This window comes from Brevibacillus porteri, from assembly GCF_003013475.1.
In the GTDB taxonomy this organism is placed as follows: Bacteria; Bacillota; Bacilli; order Brevibacillales; family Brevibacillaceae; genus Brevibacillus; species Brevibacillus porteri.
In genome coordinates, this window is sequence record NZ_PXZO01000002.1 from 13,622 (window position 1) to 35,800 (window position 22,179).

Annotated in this window: 21 protein-coding genes and 2 riboswitches; of the genes, 18 read left to right on the forward strand and 3 right to left on the reverse strand. The window is 42.3% G+C overall.

Features of this window, described 5'->3' with window-relative positions; all coding sequences use genetic code 11:
- Window positions 1-20: 20 nt before the first annotated feature.
- From C7R92_RS02270 to C7R92_RS02285, 4 genes are all read left to right on the forward strand, one after another.
- Complete coding sequence (locus C7R92_RS02270) at window positions 21-632, forward strand: TetR/AcrR family transcriptional regulator (RefSeq protein WP_106833090.1); 612 nt, start codon at window positions 21-23, stop codon at window positions 630-632.
- Window positions 629-1,297, forward strand: a complete 669-nt coding sequence (locus tag C7R92_RS02275; protein ID WP_106833091.1) for a YqeB family protein — start codon at window positions 629-631, stop codon at window positions 1,295-1,297. Before C7R92_RS02270 ends, C7R92_RS02275 begins: the two co-directional genes overlap by 4 nt.
- Window positions 1,298-1,359: 62 nt before the next feature.
- Entirely contained in the window at window positions 1,360-1,866 is a 507-nt protein-coding gene (locus C7R92_RS02280) for an NUDIX hydrolase (protein WP_017248587.1), read from the forward strand.
- Window positions 1,867-2,024: 158 nt separating this feature from the next.
- Window positions 2,025-2,894 (forward strand): PhzF family phenazine biosynthesis protein, encoded by an 870-nt coding sequence (locus C7R92_RS02285; protein ID WP_106833092.1) that lies wholly within the window; start codon window positions 2,025-2,027, stop codon window positions 2,892-2,894.
- 424 nt (window positions 2,895-3,318) lie between these two features.
- Here the strand turns inward: C7R92_RS02285 and C7R92_RS02290 are convergent, their stop codons facing one another.
- Window positions 3,319-4,425 (reverse strand): toxic anion resistance protein, encoded by a 1,107-nt coding sequence (locus tag C7R92_RS02290; protein ID WP_106833093.1) that lies wholly within the window; start codon window positions 4,423-4,425, stop codon window positions 3,319-3,321.
- A gap of 26 nt (window positions 4,426-4,451) precedes the next feature.
- Entirely contained in the window at window positions 4,452-5,108 is a 657-nt protein-coding gene (locus C7R92_RS02295) for a hypothetical protein (RefSeq protein WP_106833094.1), read from the reverse strand.
- Window positions 5,109-5,247: 139 nt separating this feature from the next.
- Here C7R92_RS02295 and C7R92_RS32650 point away from each other — a divergent pair, with 139 nt between their 5' ends.
- The 13 genes from C7R92_RS32650 to C7R92_RS33360 all read left to right on the forward strand — a co-directional run bounded on the left by C7R92_RS32650 (window position 5,248) and on the right by C7R92_RS33360 (window position 19,405).
- Window positions 5,248-5,577, forward strand: a complete 330-nt coding sequence (locus C7R92_RS32650; RefSeq protein WP_244195621.1) for a vWA domain-containing protein — start codon at window positions 5,248-5,250, stop codon at window positions 5,575-5,577.
- A gap of 942 nt (window positions 5,578-6,519) precedes the next feature.
- A riboswitch (cobalamin riboswitch) is annotated at window positions 6,520-6,717 on the forward strand.
- A gap of 164 nt (window positions 6,718-6,881) precedes the next feature.
- Window positions 6,882-7,115: a hypothetical protein gene (locus C7R92_RS02305; protein WP_106833095.1), complete on the forward strand. Its 234-nt coding sequence runs from the start codon at window positions 6,882-6,884 to the stop codon at window positions 7,113-7,115.
- A complete protein-coding gene (gene mmgD, locus C7R92_RS02310) occupies window positions 7,105-8,214 on the forward strand; it encodes a citrate synthase (protein WP_106833096.1) in 1,110 nt (369 codons plus the stop codon). Before C7R92_RS02305 ends, mmgD begins: the two co-directional genes overlap by 11 nt.
- Before the next feature lie 64 nt (window positions 8,215-8,278).
- Window positions 8,279-9,715: a bifunctional 2-methylcitrate dehydratase/aconitate hydratase gene (locus C7R92_RS02315; RefSeq protein WP_106833097.1), complete on the forward strand. Its 1,437-nt coding sequence runs from the start codon at window positions 8,279-8,281 to the stop codon at window positions 9,713-9,715.
- Between the two features lie 16 nt (window positions 9,716-9,731).
- Window positions 9,732-10,640: a methylisocitrate lyase gene (gene prpB / locus C7R92_RS02320; RefSeq protein WP_106833098.1), complete on the forward strand. Its 909-nt coding sequence runs from the start codon at window positions 9,732-9,734 to the stop codon at window positions 10,638-10,640.
- Between the two features lie 136 nt (window positions 10,641-10,776).
- Window positions 10,777-12,492: an acyl-CoA dehydrogenase family protein gene (locus C7R92_RS02325; RefSeq protein ID WP_106833099.1), complete on the forward strand. Its 1,716-nt coding sequence runs from the start codon at window positions 10,777-10,779 to the stop codon at window positions 12,490-12,492.
- 15 nt (window positions 12,493-12,507) lie between these two features.
- Window positions 12,508-13,395, forward strand: a complete 888-nt coding sequence (locus tag C7R92_RS02330; protein ID WP_106833100.1) for an NAD(P)-dependent oxidoreductase — start codon at window positions 12,508-12,510, stop codon at window positions 13,393-13,395.
- An 18-nt stretch (window positions 13,396-13,413) separates the two neighbouring features.
- On the forward strand, window positions 13,414-14,871 hold the full coding sequence (locus C7R92_RS02335; protein WP_106833101.1) for a CoA-acylating methylmalonate-semialdehyde dehydrogenase: 1,458 nt from the start codon (window positions 13,414-13,416) through the stop codon (window positions 14,869-14,871).
- Window positions 14,872-14,893: 22 nt separating this feature from the next.
- Window positions 14,894-15,679: an enoyl-CoA hydratase-related protein gene (locus C7R92_RS02340; protein ID WP_106833102.1), complete on the forward strand. Its 786-nt coding sequence runs from the start codon at window positions 14,894-14,896 to the stop codon at window positions 15,677-15,679.
- A gap of 14 nt (window positions 15,680-15,693) precedes the next feature.
- Window positions 15,694-16,749, forward strand: a complete 1,056-nt coding sequence (locus C7R92_RS02345) for an enoyl-CoA hydratase/isomerase family protein (RefSeq protein WP_106833103.1) — start codon at window positions 15,694-15,696, stop codon at window positions 16,747-16,749.
- 208 nt (window positions 16,750-16,957) lie between these two features.
- Window positions 16,958-17,419 (forward strand): NUDIX hydrolase, encoded by a 462-nt coding sequence (locus tag C7R92_RS02350; protein ID WP_106833104.1) that lies wholly within the window; start codon window positions 16,958-16,960, stop codon window positions 17,417-17,419.
- A gap of 46 nt (window positions 17,420-17,465) precedes the next feature.
- Window positions 17,466-18,167 (forward strand): WecB/TagA/CpsF family glycosyltransferase, encoded by a 702-nt coding sequence (locus tag C7R92_RS02355; RefSeq protein ID WP_244195622.1) that lies wholly within the window; start codon window positions 17,466-17,468, stop codon window positions 18,165-18,167.
- A 1,100-nt stretch (window positions 18,168-19,267) separates the two neighbouring features.
- Window positions 19,268-19,405, forward strand: a complete 138-nt coding sequence (locus C7R92_RS33360; RefSeq protein ID WP_412678984.1) for a winged helix-turn-helix domain-containing protein — start codon at window positions 19,268-19,270, stop codon at window positions 19,403-19,405.
- A gap of 430 nt (window positions 19,406-19,835) precedes the next feature.
- On the opposite strand, the gene C7R92_RS31945 is transcribed toward C7R92_RS33360, so the two are convergent.
- Window positions 19,836-19,988: a hypothetical protein gene (locus tag C7R92_RS31945; protein WP_158265718.1), complete on the reverse strand. Its 153-nt coding sequence runs from the start codon at window positions 19,986-19,988 to the stop codon at window positions 19,836-19,838.
- Between the two features lie 190 nt (window positions 19,989-20,178).
- Between C7R92_RS31945 and C7R92_RS02365 the strand changes: the two genes are divergently transcribed.
- Window positions 20,179-21,537, forward strand: a complete 1,359-nt coding sequence (locus tag C7R92_RS02365; RefSeq protein WP_106833106.1) for a PepSY-associated TM helix domain-containing protein — start codon at window positions 20,179-20,181, stop codon at window positions 21,535-21,537.
- A 450-nt stretch (window positions 21,538-21,987) separates the two neighbouring features.
- Window positions 21,988-22,173, forward strand: a riboswitch (cobalamin riboswitch).
- Window positions 22,174-22,179: the final 6 nt, after the last annotated feature.

Genomic DNA, 22,179 nt, shown 5'->3' on the forward strand with positions numbered 1-22,179 from the left:
AGGTAGAAAATGGTGAGGAAATGAATAAAAGCGAAGCAACACGACAAAAAATTCTTGAAACGACCACATGGTTGATCGGACAGTATGGAATTGAAAAAGCTTCACTTTCCATGATTGCTAATTCTGTAGGCATACAGAAGCCATCCATCTATTATTATTACTCTTCGAAAGAACAACTAGTAGACGCTGTATTCGCTTGGATTTTAGAAGGATATAGTTTTGAAAAATATTTTCAGATTAATGAGTATACGAAAAATAATTTTGTAGAGAAGATGATTAGTGACGGCTTGCAATTGTTGGGTGAAGAGACTACAGATACACAAATGCTTGTTGTACAGGTATTAAATGAGTTTCTTTTATATGGAAACCGAGAATCTTCCCATAATAAAGGGTACAGATTAAAAATTAAGGCCGTACAGGAAGGCTTTATTGACGGTTTTTTAAGACTACTACAAAAAGGTGAAGAATTTGGTCACACTGATTCAAAAGGCTTACGTGAAAAAGCATGTGTATTAGCGTTAACACTTGATAACTTATCAAATTATCCGATGATTGGCATTCAACTTGATGTTTCAGCTGTATGGAGAGAAACTATTACAAGTGTATTATCTAAAAAAGGAGACTTTAAATGAGTGAGAATCATACATTATTAAATTTTTCAAAAACGGACAAGGTTATCTTGTGGCTTGGTTTCCCTCTTATCGGCTTAGTGTTCGGCTGGTTTCTTCCGAGTATTGCTAAATGGGGCAGTTCTTTGCCTTGGATACCTTTCCAGGGGCCCTTAAAACTCATTGCATCCTATAGTGGAGCATGGGTAGGCATTGTTACAATGATCCTTGGCTTGATTGCGGGCATTGCCTTGACTCTACTCTCTTTTCATGAAAGCTTAGAAACGTCTGTATACGATGATAAAGTTACCTGTAAACTTAGAGATGATGAAATTCTTTTCAAAAAGAAAGATATCTCCCTTGTATTTATGGATAAAAATCAATTGGTGTTTTTAGGTAATGATGAAAAAGAACTATTTCGTTCTAAGCAAGAGCTTACTAAAAGCACAGTAGGTGCTGCATTTAGAAAACATGATTATGTTTGGAGCGATACCGATCCATTTCAACATGATTTTAAAATATGGGTTGTGGATTCTCCTGACCTATCTCCTGCTGCGAATGCTCTATTAAAAGCAAGGGGAATAGCAATTGAAAAAGGAAATGATAAAGAAGCTTTTCAATTGGCTCAAGAACTTTGGAAACTAAGAGTATCAGTAAAAGAAAAGGACAAAAGGCAATATTATCGATAAAAATCAACAAGTATTAACGCGTAACATGATCAAGGTTATTCTAACAAGGAGTTCAGCTTAGTATGACGAATTCAGCTTGGAAAAAGTACTTGGGAGGTAAAGTTGTTTTGAATGACTATATAGGAACAATGAGAAAATACATTGGTCATGAAACTCTTTTAACCGTTGGCTGTGGGGCAATAATCGAAGACGACTCTGGACGAATTCTACTACAACAAAAAAGAGATATTTGGGGTCTTCCTGGTGGCCTTCTGGAAATTGGGGAAACATTCGAAGAGACTGTTAGAAGGGAAGTTTTAGAGGAAACGAATCTTCAAATCAGTCAAATAAAGTTGTTTGGAATATATTCCGGTAAGAATGGCTTTGCTCAATATGCAAATGGAGACAAAGTTTTTAGTGTACAGATCATTTTTCACGTGACGAAATACGAAGGTACAGTTCAAGGAAATGAGGAAAGTACACGACTTCAATTCATACATAAAAAGGATATGCCAAGTAACCTAAACCCTCATCAAGCCCCATTTATTTTAGACTGGTTACATGGAATACAGCCACCCATAATTAAGTGAGTTTTTACTTTTATCTGAGGCAGCTTTAAAGGCTGCCTTTTTCAGACGCTAAATAAGCAAAGTGTTCATATTATTAATAATATTTTTGACGAAATGCTATCCAAACTTTGTAACATAGGAAATAATCAATGTAAAAATTACGAAAGAAGGAAAATGCATTGAGAACTAAAGTATACGTTTTATCTGCTTTCACTAAAAACGGAGAAGGGGGAAACCCTGCGGGAGTAGTTCTAGATACAAAAGATCTCACAGAGAAAGATATGCAAGTTATCGCAAGTACATTAGGTTTTTCAGAGACTGCTTTTATATTCCCTTCTATAAATTCAGATTATAAAATTAGGTATTTTACACCGAATGAAGAAGTAGATGTATGTGGGCATGCCACGGTTGCAACTTTTTCCTTACTAGCTCAAAGCAGAATCGTACATCCAGGAATTTATACCACGGAAACAAAAGCGGGGGTACTACATGTACAAATTTATGAAAATCAGATGATTTTCTTACAGCAAAACCTCCCGAGTTTTTTAGAAATACTTCCTTCTAAAGAGATAATAGGATCATTACGTATAAATGAGGACCAATTAATGCCTAATATGCCTATCCAAATTGTTTCTACAGGCTTACGCGACATCATTGTACCTGTAAAAAGTCTAAAAGACTTATTAGAAATAGACCCTGATATGGAAGGCATCACTAAAATAAGTAAAAAGTATAATGTAACGGGGTATCATTTATTTACACTAGAAACCCTACATGATTCCACAGCTCATTGTAGGAACTTTGCACCTTTATACGACATTCCTGAAGAAAGTGCTACTGGTACATCAAATGCTGCTTTAGCTTGTTACTTAGTAAAATATAATGACAAGAAAAAAAGCAGAGAAAGAACCTTTGATTTTGAACAAGGGTATACAATGAACAGCTCCTCAGAAATTACTGTAAATGTATCTGTTCACTTAGGTGATATTATATATGTTCAGGTGGGAGGTTCTGCTTCTACATTCCAAGAAAAATGGATTGATATTTAAGTAAAGTGATTTACATATTACTAAGTAGCTGATGAATTCTTGTCCTTCAAGATTACGCCAGATAAACAGTCCCAGTGACTGAGGAGGAGAGGAAGGACTTTTAGAAGAATGTCAGGAAATAACTTATATCGTTAGTAATAATACTATTACGGCCCTGGTTGGGAGGAGGATTGCTTGGTTTAAATGACAAGATACCTATCTCAAAGACCGATCAATACCTGCCAAATATTCGTAGAAGGAAGAAGAAGTAAACGGGGTAATAGCAAGTTTGTGTGTGGCTATCATCCAAAATCCCTTCCCAATGTTGCTGCACCTCAGAAGATGCAAGAATTACATTCTGTCTGATACAATATTTCAACGAACAAAAAGAGGTAAACAAAAGAGGAAACCACGTAAAGATCACTTGGTTTCCTCTTTTATTTATTTACTGCAGAAGTGAGGTTGGCTGATTGGCTGGTGCAGAAAGTTGATTTGGATCTGCCATACCGAGTTTTACTCTCATTTCTGCATTGAGCTTATCCATCTCTTGGATGAAGTTTTTACTAGAATTGATAATTCTCCGATTTGAATCTTCGGTAATTTGGATTGCACTATACACATCATTAAATGCCTGCTGTAGTTTATTAATTGCGATACTTGGTTGCTCCAGCATCGAGGTGATTTCTTGTGTATTCTGTTTTAAGCTTTGAGCATTGGCTACCAGCATATCCTCAATGGCTTGATTGGTATTTTGTACGGCTTCGATTACCTTCTTCTGATTATTCAAGGCCAACTGAATCGCAGCGGACACTGTGACAACGTTTTGCGTCATTGTAATCGCGTTAAAGACAGCTTCATCCAACTTTTCGTTATTGTCCGCAATAACATCAACAGAAGCGATGGATTGTTGTAAAATGTTGATCATTTGACTCATATTTTTTACTCTTGTTACGACTTTGACCATTGCTTTTTCAAATTCGGGTTTGCGAAGTTGATTTTCAGGCTTATTGCTTTCAACTTCAAGCATCTCAAGCAACTTGTTACCGAAGTAAATCCGTTTCTCTAATTCATAAATATTTTCACCGGATTTTTTCTTAATGTATTTCAAGTTAATTACATCTTCTTTTAACTTGTCACTGCCATTAAGCAAGGAGGAAATGATGTTATCAATTTGTGTTCTAACGGATTCATATTTTCGAATATATGTGGAAATTGGGTTTTTCCCTAAGATTCTGTTGAAAAGATTACTGATCCCACCGCTTTGAAAGATTTTATTAGGATTCAATTCTTCTGTGCAAGAACGAAGCTTTAAGAGTGTATTGGGAATATCATTGTTTTTCCCATCCATCAGATCTTTCACAGGTCGTTTTAGAATTTCGAGAGATTCAGCGGCATTTCGTTGGGTGCTTTCACCCAAATTACCCAGCTGCTCAAAAATTGAATCCATCTGGCTTTGATTATCAGTTTGCAGCTGGCGCACCACACTTTCTGCTTCAGATTGGATCTTGATGATGTCTTCTTGTTTAACTAATTGGATAGCCTGTGTCGTCATTGCTATAACACGCTCCTTAACAGTAATTAGTAAATTTCTTTGGCATTATATTTTTCGGTAATAAGATTAAGCTTTCTCTCCAACTCATAGATGTCGTGTTGTTCAATGGATGTAGAGATCACTTTCAGCTTTAGGTTGATGTCACGGAGACCGTCTAATAATTTACGCCTATTATTCAACTTGTTTTCAACACTCAGCCTCAAGAAGGGGTTGATGACACTATTCAAGTCTTTCATAACGAGCATTTTAATATCATGCTTCGTTTGCGCACTACCGAGCGTTTCTATGTAGGGGAGGAGAGTATCGATCTTAGAACAAAGGTTTGTTGTCTTTTCGGAAATTTCATCATCGAGGTTGCGCTTGTCATTTTCGTTAACCACAATTTCCTTAATAATTTGTAGATACTCTCGTATTTCTGATGAGTAGGTAGATTCCGGTTCCCTTTTCGTTTGTTCACTCTCCGCTTCAGTAGAAGTAATTCTCTGGTCCGGTTCTGGTACCGTGAATCTACTTAATTGCTGCTCTTTCTTTTCAGCAAAGACAAACCCTATGGCTGCTGTTAGCAAAGGTATGGCTAACATAATAAAAGTCGGAAGTATCGTGGATGCAAGTAAAGCTATGAAATATCCCGCTACAGCACCAAGGAATGCATATCTTTTTCTGTATCTAATTCTTTTTTTCATCTTTTATCCTCTCTTTCTTACTTGTTTATCGGAAACCTTGTAAACCATATATAACATGACAAAAAAATATGTAAAGATGTCTATTTCGTCTTTCGACAAGAAATTCTCAAATAAGAGAGCCATCAATAAGGGAGGAACAATGAGTTGGGTATGCGATTTGACCCATCCTAGTTGGGTTCCCTATATAGTCTTGATTTTAGCATTTTATGGCACGCTTTGTATGGTCGAATCACAGCTTTCTATCGAGCAGTTTGCGCTTGGTGTGAAGTTTGATGATAATCACTCGATTGACATCTTTCTGTTTGGCAAAAATGATTACGAAGGAGGAGAACTCTCTGAAAGGGATTTCTTCAACTACGTAAATAATCACATTGTCAGGAAATATCAACTTGAGGGTTTTACAAATTACGCGGGGGTAATGAAACGTATCGTTAAAAAATATTCTTTATTGATGAGTTGCCACGGATAGTCTAATAGGAAACTAAGTTGGAATAGACGCGGCCACACAGGCATAGTTGCCTTGTTGAAAAGGTTACTGACCGCACCATCTAAAGGGTGGAGGATCATGACTGAATAACTAGTTCAATTAAGTAGTCATGGAGAGGAGGATTGATGAGAAAAGGAAGCAGAGGTTGAATGAAAAAATCAATTTTTTCATCACAAATTGAAATTTGAGTCACAGTAAAATTTATTTATTTCGTTATAATGACTTTCAGTTCATAAAATCGACATTTCATGAACTGAAATGAAAACGGATCATTCACTAGTAGAGGAGCAAGTACATAGAGAGTCTATTCTCGAATAATTACCTTATAAAGAATGCTAAGTACTTTAATGTGCCTTGACATTTGTTTATCTATGTGGACTTTAAAACCTTCTATGAAATTTATACGCAATTATCACGCATGTTATAGCAGTATGTTTGTGTCGTATTAATGAAGACACAAACATACTGCTATAACATGCGAATCTATATGCGCTGTCCAGCGAACTGAAACTGAGAAATTACCATAAACCAGTTCAAATAAAAGTCGAAAGATGAATCCGCGTACATGGTTCTATTGCAAAATTGTCTTATTATTAGAAACTTTGTCGATACCTTTGGTCTGACAGTGAATATAACATATTTTCTACATATACTTAAATTTCATCGAAATATAAATTAACACATGATTCATTTCAAAGAATAAATTCACAGAATTAGTCTAATACTATGTGATAAATTCTATATTCTACACTATCTTCAGACCTGATTAAAATCTCTGAACCCGGTAGAAAAACGGATTGTTCAAAACTATTACTGTTCCTGATCCAATAGACAATGAATATATGTCGTTTTTTGTAACATAAAAACTGTAAATAAAAACAATTGTTAACTTTTAGAATCATTGCTATAGTTATAGCGAAAACTAAATATCGTGTACAAACAGGTGCAGATAACCGGATCTAGGTTATTTGCTTAAAAGGGAAGTTCGGTTAGAGTCCGGCGCTGTCCCGCAACTGTATTTGGGAGCGATTCGAGGATACCACTGTTTTCTCTAATGAAAATGGGAAGGTTCGAAAAGCGATGATCATAAGCCAGGAGACCTGCCTGTTTTAGCACACATCGTTATACCTACGAGGATAGGGGGTGTTAAGTGCGAAATGAGCGAGCGTGTTTAAAATTTTTCATTTTAACATGCTTATTTCAGTATCCCATTCGCGCCTTAACAACTTCGTTGGAAGTTGTTTTTTTATTGGCCGATTATGGGTGGGTGACGAAGGAGGGTTTCTTTGTTTGGATCAATCGAATACTTTACCAATTTTTTTAAATCAAGCATCATGAACAATCTCATCGTGGAAAATCCCTCTACGATGCATGCTACTTATAACCAGCTACACGATGAGATCATAAAACGAGTGGACCGGTCAGAAGACAAAGAAAGGTTCTTGAGAAATCTTGATACCGCATTTGATCATATGAAAGAAATTCTATTTGGCTTGGGGGACGAAAACAATGGGAGCTGAAGAGAGATTTTTTCCGGGACTGGATGGTGTAGTGGCAGCAGAAACAAGGATTTCCTTTCTGGATACGGTACAGGGAGAAATTGTGATCAAAGGATACGATCTTATCGAGTTGTCCAAGACGAGAAGCTACGTGGAAATCGTCCATCTTTTGCTCGATGAAGCACTACCGAATGCAGATCAAAAAGCAGAAGTGGAATCGAAGCTGAAGCAGGAGTACGACCTACCGGCTGAAGTACTGAATATTATCAAACTGTTGCCTGAACACACTCATCCAATGGATGGCTTGCGAACAGGACTATCCGCTCTATCCGGCTACGACTCTCAACTGGATGATTGCACGCGAGCGGTGAATGTAAATCGAGCTTACAAGCTACTGGGAAAAGTACCGGGCATTGTGGCGAATAGCTATCGGATCATTAACAAGCATGAGCCGATTTCTCCACTCCAGGAGCTGTCGTACAGCGCTAACTTTTTTTACATGATAACAGGCAAGCAGCCAACAGCGTTGGAAGAAAGCATTTTTGATCGCTCACTTGTGTTGTACAGCGAGCATGAAATGCCGAATTCTACATTTACTGCGAGAGTGATTGCTTCCACACTTTCTGATCTGTATGGAGCCTTGACTGGAGCGGTGGCTTCTTTGAAAGGAAGCTTGCATGGCGGTGCAAATGAAGCAGTCATGCACATGCTTCTGGAAGCTGGCTCGGTCTCAAAATTTGAAGAATTGCTTGAATCCAAATTGCGCAATAAAGATCGGATCATGGGTTTTGGTCATCGTGTGTACATGAAGAAAATGGACCCGCGAGCGCTCCTGATGAAAGAAGCATTGCAACATTTATGCGACGCAAAAGGTGACGATCTGTTGTATCGCATGTGCGAAGCTGGAGAAAAAATCATGGAACGGGAAAAAGGGATTTATCCGAATCTCGATTATTATGCTGCTCCCGTGTACTGGATGCTTGGGATTCCCATTCCGCTGTACACACCGATCTTTTTCTCAGCCAGAACGGTTGGATTATGCGCGCATGTCATTGAACAGCACAACCACAATCGCCTCTTTAGACCGCGCGTCCATTACATCGGCATGCGGCGCGCCTAACAACGAAACTAGCATATAGACTATCTATCTCACAAAACAAATAGCACTGAAAGGGATGATTCACTTGTTAAAGCTGAATGAACGATCGAAAACAGACGCATTACTCGGAGAACTCGCTGATTACGTGCTCCATAAAGAAATTGAAAGCGAGGAGGCATTCCAAACTGCGCGTTATGTTTTGCTCGACACACTCGGATGCGGAATATTGGCTCTCAGCTATCCGGAGTGCACGAAATTGCTTGGGCCGATTGTGCCTGGTACAGTTGTGCCAAACGGTAGCCGGGTACCTGGTACTTCTTACGTGCTTGATCCGGTGAGAGGTGCATTTAACATCGGATGCATGATTCGCTGGCTCGATTACAACGACACGTGGCTTGCCGCAGAATGGGGCCATCCATCGGACAATCTCGGCGGTATTTTGGCGGTCGCGGACTACTTGAGCCGCGTGCGAATTGCAGAGGGCAAAGAGCCAATGAATATGCGAGAAGTGCTGGAAATGATGGTCAAGGCGCATGAGATTCAAGGTGTGCTGGCGCTCGAAAACAGCTTGAACCGCGTAGGCTTGGATCATGTATTGTTTGTAAAAATAGCCACCACGGCAGTTGTTGCAAAAATGCTGGGAGGTAGCCGGGACGAAATTATCAACGCATTATCCAACGCGTGGTTAGACAATTCAAGCCTGCGTACATACAGGCACGCTCCGAATACCGGTTCCCGCAAATCATGGGCAGCAGGGGACGCTACTAGCAGGGGCGTTCACCTCGCTATGATGGCCCTAAAAGGGGAAATGGGATATCCGACAGCACTTTCGGCTCCAGGGTGGGGCTTCCAGGATGTACTGTTCAACAAGAAGGAATTGAAGCTGGCACGTGCACTCGATTCCTATGTGATGGAGCATGTACTGTTCAAAGTTTCGTATCCAGCAGAATTCCATGCGCAAACGGCTGCTGAATGCGCGGTCAGACTGCATCCGCAAGTGAAGAACCGTCTAGAGGACATTGATGGGATCCAAATCACCACGCACGAATCCGCTATTCGCATTATCGATAAGGTAGGTCCACTGCATAATCCGGCAGACCGTGACCATTGCCTGCAATACATTACGGCGATCGCCTTGATCAAAGGTGACATTACAGCTGAACACTACGAAGATGAAACCGCTTCTGAACCGATTATCGACCGTTTACGCAAAAAAATGGAAGTAATCGAAAACAAACAGTACACCTTTGATTATCTTGATCCGAGCAAACGCTCAATCGCCAATGCGGTTCAAGTCTTTTTCAAGGACGGATCATCAACAGAGGTGGAAGAGTGCGAGTACCCGCTAGGCCATCGTTTCCGCAGAGAAGAAGCAATTCCAAAAATCATCGATAAGTTTTCGAACAATTTAAAGAGCCATTATACAAGCAAGCAGCTACAAAAAATTGAAGAAGGATGCGCGGATCAAAAAGCATTGGAGAAAATGAGCGTACCGGAATTTGTGAATCTGTTCCTGAATTGAGGAGGAGGAATTTCAATTGGCTTGGATCGTGGACCAACCGTTTAGCCAAAAGGAGCTGGCCGAGCAATTACGCGCGTTCATCACGGCACCAGACATTGTTCAAATTCCAGGTGCACATGATGCAATGGCGGCACTTGTGGCCAAACAAGCGGGATTTTCTGCCCTATATCTGTCAGGTGCTGCCTATACCGCAAGCAGGGGTCTTCCAGACTTGGGGATTGTAACGTCATCGGAAGTGGCCGACCGGGCGAGAGATCTCATCCGTGCGACGAACTTGCCATTATTGGTAGACATCGATACAGGCTTTGGCGGTGTTTTAAATGTAGCCCGCACTGCGCGAGAAATGTTCGAAGCCAACGTGGCAGCTGTACAGATCGAAGACCAGCAGTTACCGAAAAAATGTGGACATTTAAACGGCAAACAACTGGTCACAACTGAGGAAATGATCCAAAAAATCAAGGTCATCAAAGAAGTGGCGCCATCACTTCTTGTCATTGCCCGTACGGATGCACGTGCAGAGGAAGGAGTGGAAGGAGCACTCGACCGCGCTTCGGCTTATGTAGAAGCAGGTGCAGATGTGATCTTTCCGGAAGCGCTTCAGTCCGAGGAAGAATTTCGCTTGTTCGCACAAAAGATGACTGTACCGCTGCTTGCCAACATGACCGAATTTGGAAAAACTCCTTATTATTCCGCAGAACAATTTGCGAACATGGGGTACCGGATAGTGATTTATCCCGTGACTTCTTTACGAGTAGCCGCTAAAGCGTATGAACGGATCTTTCAGATGATTCGAATGCACGGATCGCAACAGGAGGGGGTGCCTGATATGCAAATGAGAAGCGAACTCTATCAGGCCATCTCCTATGACAAATTTGAGAATTTGGATAACCAGATTGCAAAAACAGTATTGTCCAAGGAACAATAGGGCCGCGCACGTACACTTGCAGGAATGAAACAAAATAGAAAGGCGATGATTAGCATTCTGGGCAATACCGTATGTCTTGATGTGAAGACAATCATCGCCTTTTTTCCTTCGTCAATCAGGAAGACGGGAGGACAGGATGAAACAAACAGAGCTTCGCTGGAATCAGTTATTTTTGCTGCAACCCGAGGAGTACGTACATTTGTTTACGCCGGAGGATTTTACGGAAGAAGAACAGCTGATCTCGAAAACGACGGAACGGTTTGTCAAAAAAGAAGTAGCGTCTCAATTGACATCGATTGAACAGCAGAATCATGAAGCCACCTGCACGCTGTTTGAAAAAGCAGGCGAGCTAGGATTGCTTGGCATTGAGGTACCAGAGGCGTATGGCGGTCTTTCCCTGAATAAAAAGGTCGCTGGGCTCGTTGCGGAAAAAATGGGATTCGGAGGCTCTTTCAGTGTATCCTATAACATTCATGCTGGAGTGGGCACCCTACCCTATGTATATTTCGCATCTGAGGAGCAAAAGCGTAAGTACTTGCCGAAGCTCGCTTCTGGCGAATGGATCGGAGCATACGCATTGACGGAATCAGGTGCAGGCTCGGATGCGCTTAGTGCGAAAACAAGCGCAGTACGAAGCGAGGACGGCACGGAATGGCTGCTGAATGGTGAAAAACAGTGGATTACGAATGCACAAGTCGCTGATGTATACGTTGTCTTTGCCAACACGAGCATAGGAATGACGGCCTTTATCGTGGAAAGATCGTTTGACGGCGTCTCGGTCGGACCGGAAGAAAAGAAAATGGGCATTAAGGGGTCCTCGACAGCGACTCTGATTTTGGATCAAGTACGCATCCCGAACAACAATGTACTTGGGACAGCTGGGGTGGGGCATCGAATTGCCTTGAATATTTTGAATATGGCGCGCCTCAAGCTGGCTTTTTCCAACATTGGTGCGGCCAAGCAGGCGCTTGAGCTAGCTGTGAATTACGGGACAGAGCGTAAGCAGTTTCGCAAGGAGCTGGTCGAATTCACGATGATTCAGGAAAAGATCGCCAACATGACGACAGCCATCTATGGAGCGGAGAGCGCTGCCTACCGAACGGCTGGTGCACTCGATGACGTCATCGAGTCGTTTGGCACTAGCGAAAACAAGATGGAGAAAATCGCAGATTATGCTATGGAATGTGCGATAAATAAAATCAATAGCTCAGAAGTGCTTGATGCGATTGTCGATGAAGCTGTCCAAATTCATGGTGGATATGGGTATATGCAGGAGTACGAGGTGGAACGGCTATACCGCGATGCAAGAATCAGCCGAATTTTCGAAGGAACGAATGAAATAAACCGATTGACGGTCTCCAAAATTTTAGTAAAGAAATTTATGCAACAAAAATCGACGATGATGGAGCCGGAAAGCGTCGTACATGCAGGAAGAAACGAAGCATTTATTCAACTATCAAAACGCATGCTGTATCGAAGTCTGGATTCGATTACCCATTCTTCCCTGAAGATTGAAGAGGAGCAAGAGTATATGCGGTTGCTCGCAGACATCATAAAAGACATTTATGTGATGGAGTCCGCCCTTCTGCGAATGAGTAAGGGGATCGCAAAAAATGGGGTGGAGTCCGGGCATATGAAGCAGTTGGTGACAGATGTATTATGCGAAGAGGGCTATCGGCGGGTGCAAGAATCAGCCGTCTCCATCATTTCTGGGGCGGCAACTGATGAACAGAACAGAAAACGATTACTGGATGAAATTCGCCATCTTCCTGCGCCGCTTTACACGAACTTGTTTATCAAAAAACGTGCAATCGCCAAAGAGGTCATCAAGCGTACCCACTATTTTGTCTAAATGGAGGGATGTTCAATGCAAAAAATCGGTTTTATCGGCCTCGGTAATATGGGTCTACCGATGTCTAAAAATTTAGTTGATTCAAATTACTCGGTGTGCGGATTTGATCTGAATAAGGCTGCCGAAACTCAATTCGAGCAAGCAGGAGGAATCATTGGCATCCCTGTGGCGCAAATGCCCGGGATGTGCAATGTCATCTTTACGAGCTTACCCTCCTCCGATGCCGTCAAAGAAATCTATCTGGGACAGGATGGACTGGTTGAAAGCAGTCAGCCTGGCATGCTGCTGATCGACACAAGCACTGTAGCACCTGAAATCAATCATACCATCGAGGAAGCAGCTGTCAGTAAAGGCATCGACTTTTTAGCAGCGCCCGTCAGTGGAGGTGTCATCGGTGCAGTCAATCGCACATTAACCTTTATGGTCGGTGGTCGGAAAACAGCATTTGAGCGTTCGCTACCGATCCTCAACGTGCTTGGTGCAAACGTTTTTCACGTGAGCGAGCAAATTGATAGTGGCACCGCCACAAAGCTCATTAACAACCTGCTCATCGGCTTTTATACGGCAGGAGTGGCAGAGGCGCTTACCTTAGCGAAGCAAAGCAATCTCGATCTGGAAAAGCTGTTCGACATGTTGAATGTCAGCTACGGCCAGAGCCGTATTTACGAGCGTAATTACAAAAGCTTTATCGCAAATGACGATTATGCACCAGGCTTTTCCTTGAAGCTGTTACGTAAAGACCTCGGTTTCGCATTAGGGCTGGCGGAGAAACAACAGCTTGATTTGCCCATCAGCAAAATGCTCTTTGCCTTGTACGAGGAAGCAGAGAAGAGCGGATATGGAGAAAAAGACATGTCTGTTCTGTATCAAAAAATCAGCAGGCAAACGAATGCTGCGCAATAAGAAACGGAGGAACGTGACATGAACATGGCGAGCGTGAAAAAAGTACAGAATCATATGGATGGTCAGTGGGTAGATTCCACGGGTACAGAGATAGAAGCGGTGCCCAACCCAGCCACCGGTGAGATTATTGCGGTTGTACCCTTGTCAGCAAAAGCGGATGTGGATCGTGCCGTAGAGGTAGCCCAGCGTGCCTATCATACATGGTCGGAAGTACCCGTTCCCAATCGAGCGAGATACTTGTACAAATACCTCCAGTTGTTGCAGGAGCAGAAAGAGAAACTTGCTCAGATCATTACGATGGAAAATGGAAAGACGTTGAAGGATGCACGCGGTGAGGTACAGCGCGGAATCGAGGCTGTCGAGCTGGCGACAACGACGCCCAATCTGATGATGGGTGATGCTCTACCCTCTATTGCAGAAGGTATCGATGGAACCATTTGGCGCTATCCGCTGGGAGTCGTGGCTGGAATTACGCCATTTAATTTCCCGATGATGATCCCGCTCTGGATGTTTCCGCTCGCTATCGCATGCGGTAATACGTTTGTCCTGAAAGCATCAGAGCGAACGCCGATATTGGCTGGAGAGCTTGTCGAGCTGTTTTATGAGGCAGGGTTTCCAAAAGGTGTTCTGAACCTCGTTCATGGCGGGAAAGAGGTCGTCAACAGCTTGCTGGAGCATCCCGAGGTTCAAGCGATTTCCTTTGTCGGGTCAGAGCCGGTCGCCAGACATGTCTATCAGACTGGAACGGCACACGGAAAGCGAGTGCAAGCGCTGGCAGGTGCTAAAAATCATGCGCTTGTCATGCCTGATTGCCATCTCGAAAAAACGGTGCAGGGTGTCGTCGGAGCCGCATTCGGCAGCAGTGGTCAGCGTTGCATGGCTTGCTCGGTGGTGGCGGTGGTCGATGAAATCGCCGATTCGTTCATGGATGCGCTCGTAGCAGAAACACGCAAGCTGCAGGTGGGAGACGGACGTTTGGAACAACACTTCGTAGGTCCGGTCATCCGCGAGGTCCACAAAGACCGTGTGCTTCGCTATATCGATAGCGGCGTGGAAGAAGGCGCTACCTTGCTGGTAGACGGTCGGCAGGTGGAAACGGACGCATCTGGCTATTTTGTAGGGGCGACGATTTTCGATAATGTGACGCCGCAGATGAAGATATGGCAGGACGAAATTTTCGCTCCCGTCCTTTCAGTCGTCAGGGTAAAAAACCTGGAGGAAGGCATCGAGCTGACCAATCAATCCCGGTTTGCAAACGGAGCCGTCATCTATACATCCAGCGGCAAGCATGTCCAGCATTTCCGTGAAAAAATCGATGCAGGCTTGATCGGTGTGAACGTGAATGTCCCTGCACCGATGGCATTTTTTTCATTCGCCGGGAATAAAGCGTCCTTTTACGGTGATCTCGGTACTAACGGCAAAGACGGCGTGCAATTTTATACCCGCAAAAAAGTCGTAACGGAACGCTGGTTTTAAAAAATCAGAAGGGATGAGAGAGATGGACTTACAATTTGTTAAAGTGAAGAACGAACATTATGTGACAACGATTGAACTGGATCATGCACCAGCAAATACGTTGTCATCTTCATGCATCAATGAATTGCGTGCCTTGTTTGCGGTGCTCGCAGACGATGATGACACGAGAGCTATCATCGTGACGGGGGCAGGACGATTTTTTGTGGCAGGGGCGGATATTAAAGAATTTGTATCTGCTTTGGGAGACGAGGAAAAAGCTTTGGCCATGGCAGAGGCCGGTCAGGCACTATGCAATGAAATTGAGGCAATGACTAAGCCGGTAATCGCCGCGATTAATGGTCCTGCCCTCGGTGGAGGATTGGAACTGGCAATGGGGTGTCATTTCCGGATCGCTTCAGAGACCGCTATCCTTGGCTTGCCCGAGTTGAAGTTAGGGCTGATACCATCATTTGGCGGGACTCAGCGTCTGAGCAAGCTGACAAACAAAGCGACTGCACTACGTCTTATTTTAACGAGCAAGCAATTGCATGCATCAGAAGCAGCCGAGATCGGCCTCGTACAAATGGTTGTCACCTCAGAAGAATTGATACAGACAGCGGTTACTATCGCACAGTCATTGATAGACGGGAAAAGCATGACTAGCATTTCACGCGCGGTGGAATGCATCATGCACGGATATGACGAACCATTGAATGCTAGTTTGGACCGCGAGCGGAAGCGATTTGCGGAACTTTTTTTAACAGCAGATGCAAAAGAAGGCATTCAGGCGTTCGTGGAAAAACGGTCGCCGCAATTTACCCATTCATGAAAGGAGAGAACAGGATGACGGACGAGGTGCTATTTTGCGTCAGTGAGAATGGAGTGGCCACCATTACGCTGAATCGGCCCAAAGCCCTCAATTCACTGACATACGACATGCTCATTGCGATCGGGGATAAATTGAAAGAATGGGCGGCAGACGACCATATACAGGTCGTCGTCATGAAAGCAGCCGGGACAAAAGGCTTTTGTGCGGGCGGTGATATTAAATCTCTGTATGAGGCCGCGTCTAGTCCAGATGCCATGCAAAGGGCAGAGCGTTTTTTTGAAGTAGAGTATCAGGTTGATCAGATGATCTATACGTATGAAAAACCCATTATCGCGTGTCTTGACGGGATCGTGATGGGAGGTGGAGTAGGTTTGACATATGGGGCACGCCATAAAATCGTGACAGAGCGGACAAAATGGGCGATGCCGGAGATGAACATCGGATTTTTCCCCGACGTAGGCGCTGCCTATTTTTTAAACAAGGCTCCCGGACATATGGGGCGATACCTGGCACTGACGGCAACTGTCATCCAGGCTCCAGATGTCATCTATATCCATGGAGCAGATGTGTACATGACAAGCGAATCGATGCAAGGTTTTCTTGCCCGCCTGGAACAGGTTGAGTGGGAACGTCATAATATTGATGCCGCGCTCAATCAATTGCTTCATGAACATTCCGAGAAACCTGCAGTGGAAAGCGAGCTTGTGTTACTACAGAAGCAGATTGATCACTATTTTTCGTTTGAAAAGGTAGAAGAGATAATCTGCGCATGCGAAAAGGACCAAAGCGATTTTGCCAGGAGAACAAAGGATACACTCTTGTCAAAATCGCCGGCATCCCTGAAAATTACGTTAAAACAACTGACGGAAGGCAAACAAAAATCGTTGTCGAATTGTTTTGCCACAGATCTGATGTTAGCAAATAACTTCTTGCGGCATCGTGATTTTTTTGAAGGGGTTCGGTCCGTGCTTATCGATAAGGATCAGGAACCGCAGTATATGTACCGATCTTTAGCGGATGTTTCTGAAGAAATGGTAGGGAGCTTTTTCGAGAGAAACAACAACAAATGAAGAAATAGGAGGGGCGGCATGGAAATTCTTATTTCTATGCCGCCTTTAAAATGTGGCCAAGATATTTGCAAGACTGGATTGGCATCCAATATGTGCTGAAGATAAGTTACTATTGTAACCTTACATACGTAATACGATGGAGAAGCAAGAACTAGTAGTTAGTATGACTAAATTATCTTGGAAAAAGCACTTGGGAGGTAAAGCTGTTTTGAATGACTATATAGGAACAATGAGAAAGTACATTGGTCATGAAACTCTGTTAACTGTTGGCTGTGGAGCAATAATCGAAGATGACTGCGGGCGAATTCTACTACAACAAAAAAGAGATATTTGGGGCCTTCCTGGGGGCCTTCTCGAAATTGGAGAAACATTCGAAGAGACTGTTAGAAGGGAAGTATTAGAGGAAACGAATCTTAAAATCAGTCAAATCAAGTTGTTTGGAATATATTCCGGAAAGAAGGGTTTTGCTCAATATGCAAACGGAGACAAAGTTTTTAGTGTACAGATTATTTTTCACGTGACGAAATACGAAGGTACAGTTCAAGGAAATGAGGAAAGTACACGACTTCAATTCATACATAAAAAGGATATGCCAAGTAACCTAAACCCTCATCAAGCTCCATTTATTTTAGACTGGTTACACGGAATAAAGCCACCCATAATTAAGTGAGTTTTTCACTAACATTACCAAAAACCTGCAAATTGAAGGTGATCAAATGAAAGGTTCAGTTAGTATTTTGGGAATTCCCTTTTCTAAACTAACCCTTAATGAAACGATACAAAAATTGACGGAACATATACAGAGAGATCAGTCCCATTTGTTTCATCTAATCACAGCGAACCCCGAAATAACGATTTCTAATCAAACTGACAAACTTCTGCAAACCATTGTAAAAGAAGCTGACTTGATTACTCCCGATGGGATAGGTATTGTTATTGCTTCCAAAAGAAAAGGCGATCCTATCCCTGAGAGGGTTACTGGGTACGATTTGCTTCTTCAACTACTAGACAAAGGAAATTCATTAGGTTGGAGTTTTTACTTTCTTGGGACCGATGAAAGAACGAACATGAAAGCTGTGGATGAAGTCTGCAAACGCTACCCAAATGTAATGATTGCTGGTCGGCATAATGGATTTTTTACTGAAGAAGAGGAACATCACATATTAGATGAAATTCAACAAACCAATCCAGATATTCTGATTGTCGCAATGGGAGCACCCTACTCTGACAAATGGATTTACGAGAATAAAAGTAAACTTGCGGCTGTTAAGGTTGTTTTTGGAGTTGGTGGAAGCCTAGATGTAATAGCAGGAAAAGTAAAGCCTACCCCAATTATTTTGGAAAAAGCTAAATCTCGAATGGCTGCATCGATTGCTTACCGTTCCGGTGGCAAAAGGTCAAAAATCAAGATGGCGTAGACAGTCTGCTTTACCGAAATTTGTATATCGAGCAATCATTAAAAATGAAGTATAAACTAAGGGGTTAGAACTTTCAATTAACAGTGACAACTAGGAGTGGGAGATTTTCTGCACCCGTGCTAGCTCGAAATTTGAGTCTGCTGGCGAACATCGCGATGTATCCTTATGCTGTGCACCACCTACAGGCCAAGTCGCAATTGATTTTGGTTCTTGGTAAAAGTAAACGTAGGTATTGAATACATCAAACACGAACTAAAGACAAAGGATTCAAATTACTATACTCAAAGCATTATTTAAGCCAATGGCTTTAGAGACATTGAACCCTGATTCGTCATAATGGATTCTGTCCCTACTCATCTTACGAAGTCGTCTATTTCAGTGATTTGCAAACTTATAAGCTGGTTAATATTATCGGCTTATCAGAAGGATTAGAGCGTAGAGGTTCCTGTTTGTTATCGTTTCCGCCCAACTTATCGTGTTCGTGCGCAAATGGATTTGGTTGTTAAGTTAATAACGGACAAGGAGCCTGCTGTTTAGGGAATGTAACAATGTTTATCCGGAGTCTCAATATGAGTCAGCACCACACATTAAAAAAGACCACAACTTGCTTACATTAGCTAGTTGTGGTCTTCATAGTTTATTGGAGGATTGAGTTTAAGATTATCTCATGATCCACCTCTTTGAACGAGAGTATTGTTCGGAAAAAATAAAGTTCTAGACTCAAGATTTTCGCCTATTAGACTAGAATCTTTAAGGAATGCGATGATAAGTTTCTTCAGAGAAGAGCCTGAGAATCTCCATTCAGCGGAAAGAAAACTGACGTCACGGTCTTGTATAAGGATCAGATTGAAAGCATGCTTATGTAAGATGTATAGGAATGCCGGTATTCCTCTTGTACAGAATACCGGCATTCCGGAAAACCATGCATCGCATGGCAAACGGTATTCTTTCAAACTTAATAAGGAAACTGGTGAGGGCAACGGTTCTAATCAAATTTCTTATGAAAGATTATTGATTGAACCGAGGCTCACCGCGTATCTGTTGATGGAAAGGCAATAGGCTTTGCTCCAAAAGAATTTGAGTTGCTCCGTTTTCTTGCTGTGCATCCTAACAAGACATTCTCTCGGGAGGATCTGCTCAGCCGGGTGTGGAATGATCAAAGAGTTCGTGAAGCACGTACGGTCGATGTGCATGTTCGAAAAATCCGAAAGAAATGTTTCAAAGCTCTCCACAAGTAGCTGAGATGATTACAGCTATCAGGAGATCGGGCTATCAACTGAAGGATATAAACGGAATGCTGAAAAAATATGTATATCCATGGATACATTCTGGCTTTTCGCTATCGGTTTAAAACGAAATAGCTTTTTCACAAATGATAGCTGTAACAAAAAATGTTTTTAATGGTTCGCTCATCCTTTTGTTTTTTGCCATTATATATAGCCCGGTTGAGTCATTTGCAAATGGTTATGTCCTGATATGCTTGAGTTAGCTCCACAAATGTGTCGTCAAAGGGGGGATTCAGTTTGCCACGCGGTTGGATAAAACGGACTATTTGATTTATTTTACCAATTGGCACTTCTCTTTTCTTTTTCCTACTTGCTCCTGTCCATATAGGAGGAACGGAATTATTCACAAAGGAAGTACTGCCACAACAAATAGACCAAGCACTTATGGCTCATCCCTTACCATACCGGAGTGCACGTATTCGGGGCCAATTCTCATTACCAAGCCGATTACGTTGGTCGCCCAAGGCTCTGTCACGATCTCTAATCCGTCACCATTCCAAAGAATGAGCCAGTGGTCTTTATCAACAGTGATCATGTCACACTCAAAGGGATTACCATCTCAGTGCTGAGGCTTCTATCGTTCTGAAGGGAAGTCACAATGTAATCGAGCTTCTCACTTGACCCTATTGGATGAAAACGATTATACGGGGCGTTCGCCGATCTGTTTGCGCCTACCCTACAAAAGTAAAAATCAGCTTTGCTATTCTCATAACGGAGGTTTATACATGAAAGTGAGCCATTATAATCGCTTTTGGCGCTGGCATTTCTATGCAGCCTTTTTTATCACACCACTCTTGATTACATTAACACTAACAGGCATTGGCTACTTATTTTATACTGATGTAGAAAATCGCGCTTACGATGATCTGTTCTTTGGAAAAAGCAATTATACAGAAGCACTAACCATTGATAAAGGGATTGAGAAAGCGGTAGAGCAATTCAAGGATTACTCAGTCTCCAAGGTTATTGTTTTGGATGAGCCTTATAATACGCGCCTGACAATGACAAATAACGATGGCGACCAAAAATACGTATTTTTAGATAAGAATTATGAGGTTGTCGGAAGCCAGGACGCCAAGTATACATTCTCGAACGTAATGAGAGAATTGCATAGCTCATTATTTGTAGGTGGAACGGTCGTCAACTATTTGGTGGAATTAGCTGCATGCTGGGCAATTTTCTTACTGATTTCCGGTATTTATATGACCTTTAGAGGGAAAATATTGAAGGCAAAACAAAACCTTACCAAGCAACAGAAAAATAAAAAATGGCATGCATTAATCGGTACCATTATTACCATTCCCATGATTGTCATTATCTTTACTGGCTTGCCTTGGTCTGCATTTATGGGTGATTTTATTTATTCAGCTTCTCAAGAGAATCCTTCCTTTGGTATCCCGCTGTTAAAGCAACAGCCGCCAACGTCAGATATGAGTGAAATTCCTTGGGCTACACGAAAAAATGAGGCCCCTGTATCCAACCAATCTCATGCGCACCACGGGGATATGGCTGGTATGATGACACACAACAGCAACATGGTCAGTATCCAGCAGTTAATGCGAGAGGTTGAGAAGGAACAGATTTCCAAACCCTATTCCATTGTGTATCCGAAGAATGAAGAGGGCGTATTCACGGTATCAAAAGGAAGCAATACGGGAGTAACGGGCCTTGATGTAAGTCCATACGAGGAAGTCACCACCTATTTTGACCAATATAGCGGAAAGTTGATTTCCAAAGTGGGCTATGACGAATACGGAATTCTGGCCAAATGGTTTACATGGGGGATCCCATTGCATGAAGGTCATTTGTTTGGCTGGCCAAATAAAGTAATGAATTTGGTTGTTTGTCTGTCTTTCCTCCTCGTCATCTTTTGGGGATTCAAAACATGGCTATCTCGAAAAAAACAAGGCTCATTCTCTGCTCCACCAAAAGTATCGAGTGGTGTATCTATAAGTTTCCTTATCTTCATGGTGATTTTAGGTGTGATTATGCCTTTATTTGGACTTTCTTTAATTGTGGTAGTTATTATAGAAGGTATGATTCACCTTATTAATAAGAGTGACAAAAAGGACGTTGCTGCGTAAGAAAATGACTGTATTCGGAATAGCTTAATATGAGCAGCTGTTGTCTAAGTCATGATTTTTATGTCTTGAACAACAGCTGCTTTATTATTGGGGCAGAACAAATACTCATAATATTAGTAGATGGAGCCAATTTCGACGGGTTCGATAGCGTAATAAAGCAGCGGCGAGTCTAATACTTATTTTTCTGAGACTAGAGGTTTTCTTCTCCAAGAACTGCGTAGGATCAACAACTCCAGTCTAGAACTTTATTTTCAACGAATAAGTAAATCGAATACCGGCTCTTGTCCTTAGCGTAAAATATTCGCTCATGAAGTGAAATCATCCGTCTTGCCTTTCCAAAAAAGAACGTGGACGTATGAAAAAAATCAGTTTGGAAAAGAGAAAGGAATGCATCTGGAATTTCGAGTGGACAAATTCTATATTTGGTATTATGATTTAGAAATTCGAACTACATATTGTGACGGATTAGGTGTATTCGTTCATTAACGAATCTTAAAAGGGAAGTTCGGTGTAAATCCGACACGGTCCCGCCGCTGTATTGTTGAGTCTCATGTAAGATGTCACTGGGTAAACCCGGGAAGACACATCGAGATGTTGAACCTAAGTCAGAAGACCTGCCTATTCCTAGAACACTGTCAACCT

What these genes read in the sequence shown, in the direction of transcription:
- C7R92_RS02270 (WP_106833090.1), top strand. Translation starts at nt 21, where the DNA reads ATGAATAAAAGCGAAGCAACACGACAAAAAATTCTTGAAACGACCACA.
- C7R92_RS02275 (WP_106833091.1), top strand. Translation starts at nt 629, where the DNA reads ATGAGTGAGAATCATACATTATTAAATTTTTCAAAAACGGACAAGGTT.
- C7R92_RS02280 (WP_017248587.1), top strand. Translation starts at nt 1,360, where the DNA reads ATGACGAATTCAGCTTGGAAAAAGTACTTGGGAGGTAAAGTTGTTTTG.
- C7R92_RS02290 (WP_106833093.1), bottom strand. Translation starts at nt 4,425, where the DNA reads ATGACGACACAGGCTATCCAATTAGTTAAACAAGAAGACATCATCAAG.
- C7R92_RS02295 (WP_106833094.1), bottom strand. Translation starts at nt 5,108, where the DNA reads ATGAAAAAAAGAATTAGATACAGAAAAAGATATGCATTCCTTGGTGCT.
- C7R92_RS32650 (WP_244195621.1), top strand. Translation starts at nt 5,248, where the DNA reads ATGAGTTGGGTATGCGATTTGACCCATCCTAGTTGGGTTCCCTATATA.
- mmgD (WP_106833096.1), top strand. Translation starts at nt 7,105, where the DNA reads ATGGGAGCTGAAGAGAGATTTTTTCCGGGACTGGATGGTGTAGTGGCA.
- C7R92_RS02325 (WP_106833099.1), top strand. Translation starts at nt 10,777, where the DNA reads ATGAAACAAACAGAGCTTCGCTGGAATCAGTTATTTTTGCTGCAACCC.
- C7R92_RS02330 (WP_106833100.1), top strand. Translation starts at nt 12,508, where the DNA reads ATGCAAAAAATCGGTTTTATCGGCCTCGGTAATATGGGTCTACCGATG.
- C7R92_RS02335 (WP_106833101.1), top strand. Translation starts at nt 13,414, where the DNA reads ATGAACATGGCGAGCGTGAAAAAAGTACAGAATCATATGGATGGTCAG.
- C7R92_RS02340 (WP_106833102.1), top strand. Translation starts at nt 14,894, where the DNA reads ATGGACTTACAATTTGTTAAAGTGAAGAACGAACATTATGTGACAACG.
- C7R92_RS02345 (WP_106833103.1), top strand. Translation starts at nt 15,694, where the DNA reads ATGACGGACGAGGTGCTATTTTGCGTCAGTGAGAATGGAGTGGCCACC.
- C7R92_RS02355 (WP_244195622.1), top strand. Translation starts at nt 17,466, where the DNA reads ATGAAAGGTTCAGTTAGTATTTTGGGAATTCCCTTTTCTAAACTAACC.
- C7R92_RS31945 (WP_158265718.1), bottom strand. Translation starts at nt 19,988, where the DNA reads ATGATCACTGTTGATAAAGACCACTGGCTCATTCTTTGGAATGGTGAC.
- C7R92_RS02365 (WP_106833106.1), top strand. Translation starts at nt 20,179, where the DNA reads ATGAAAGTGAGCCATTATAATCGCTTTTGGCGCTGGCATTTCTATGCA.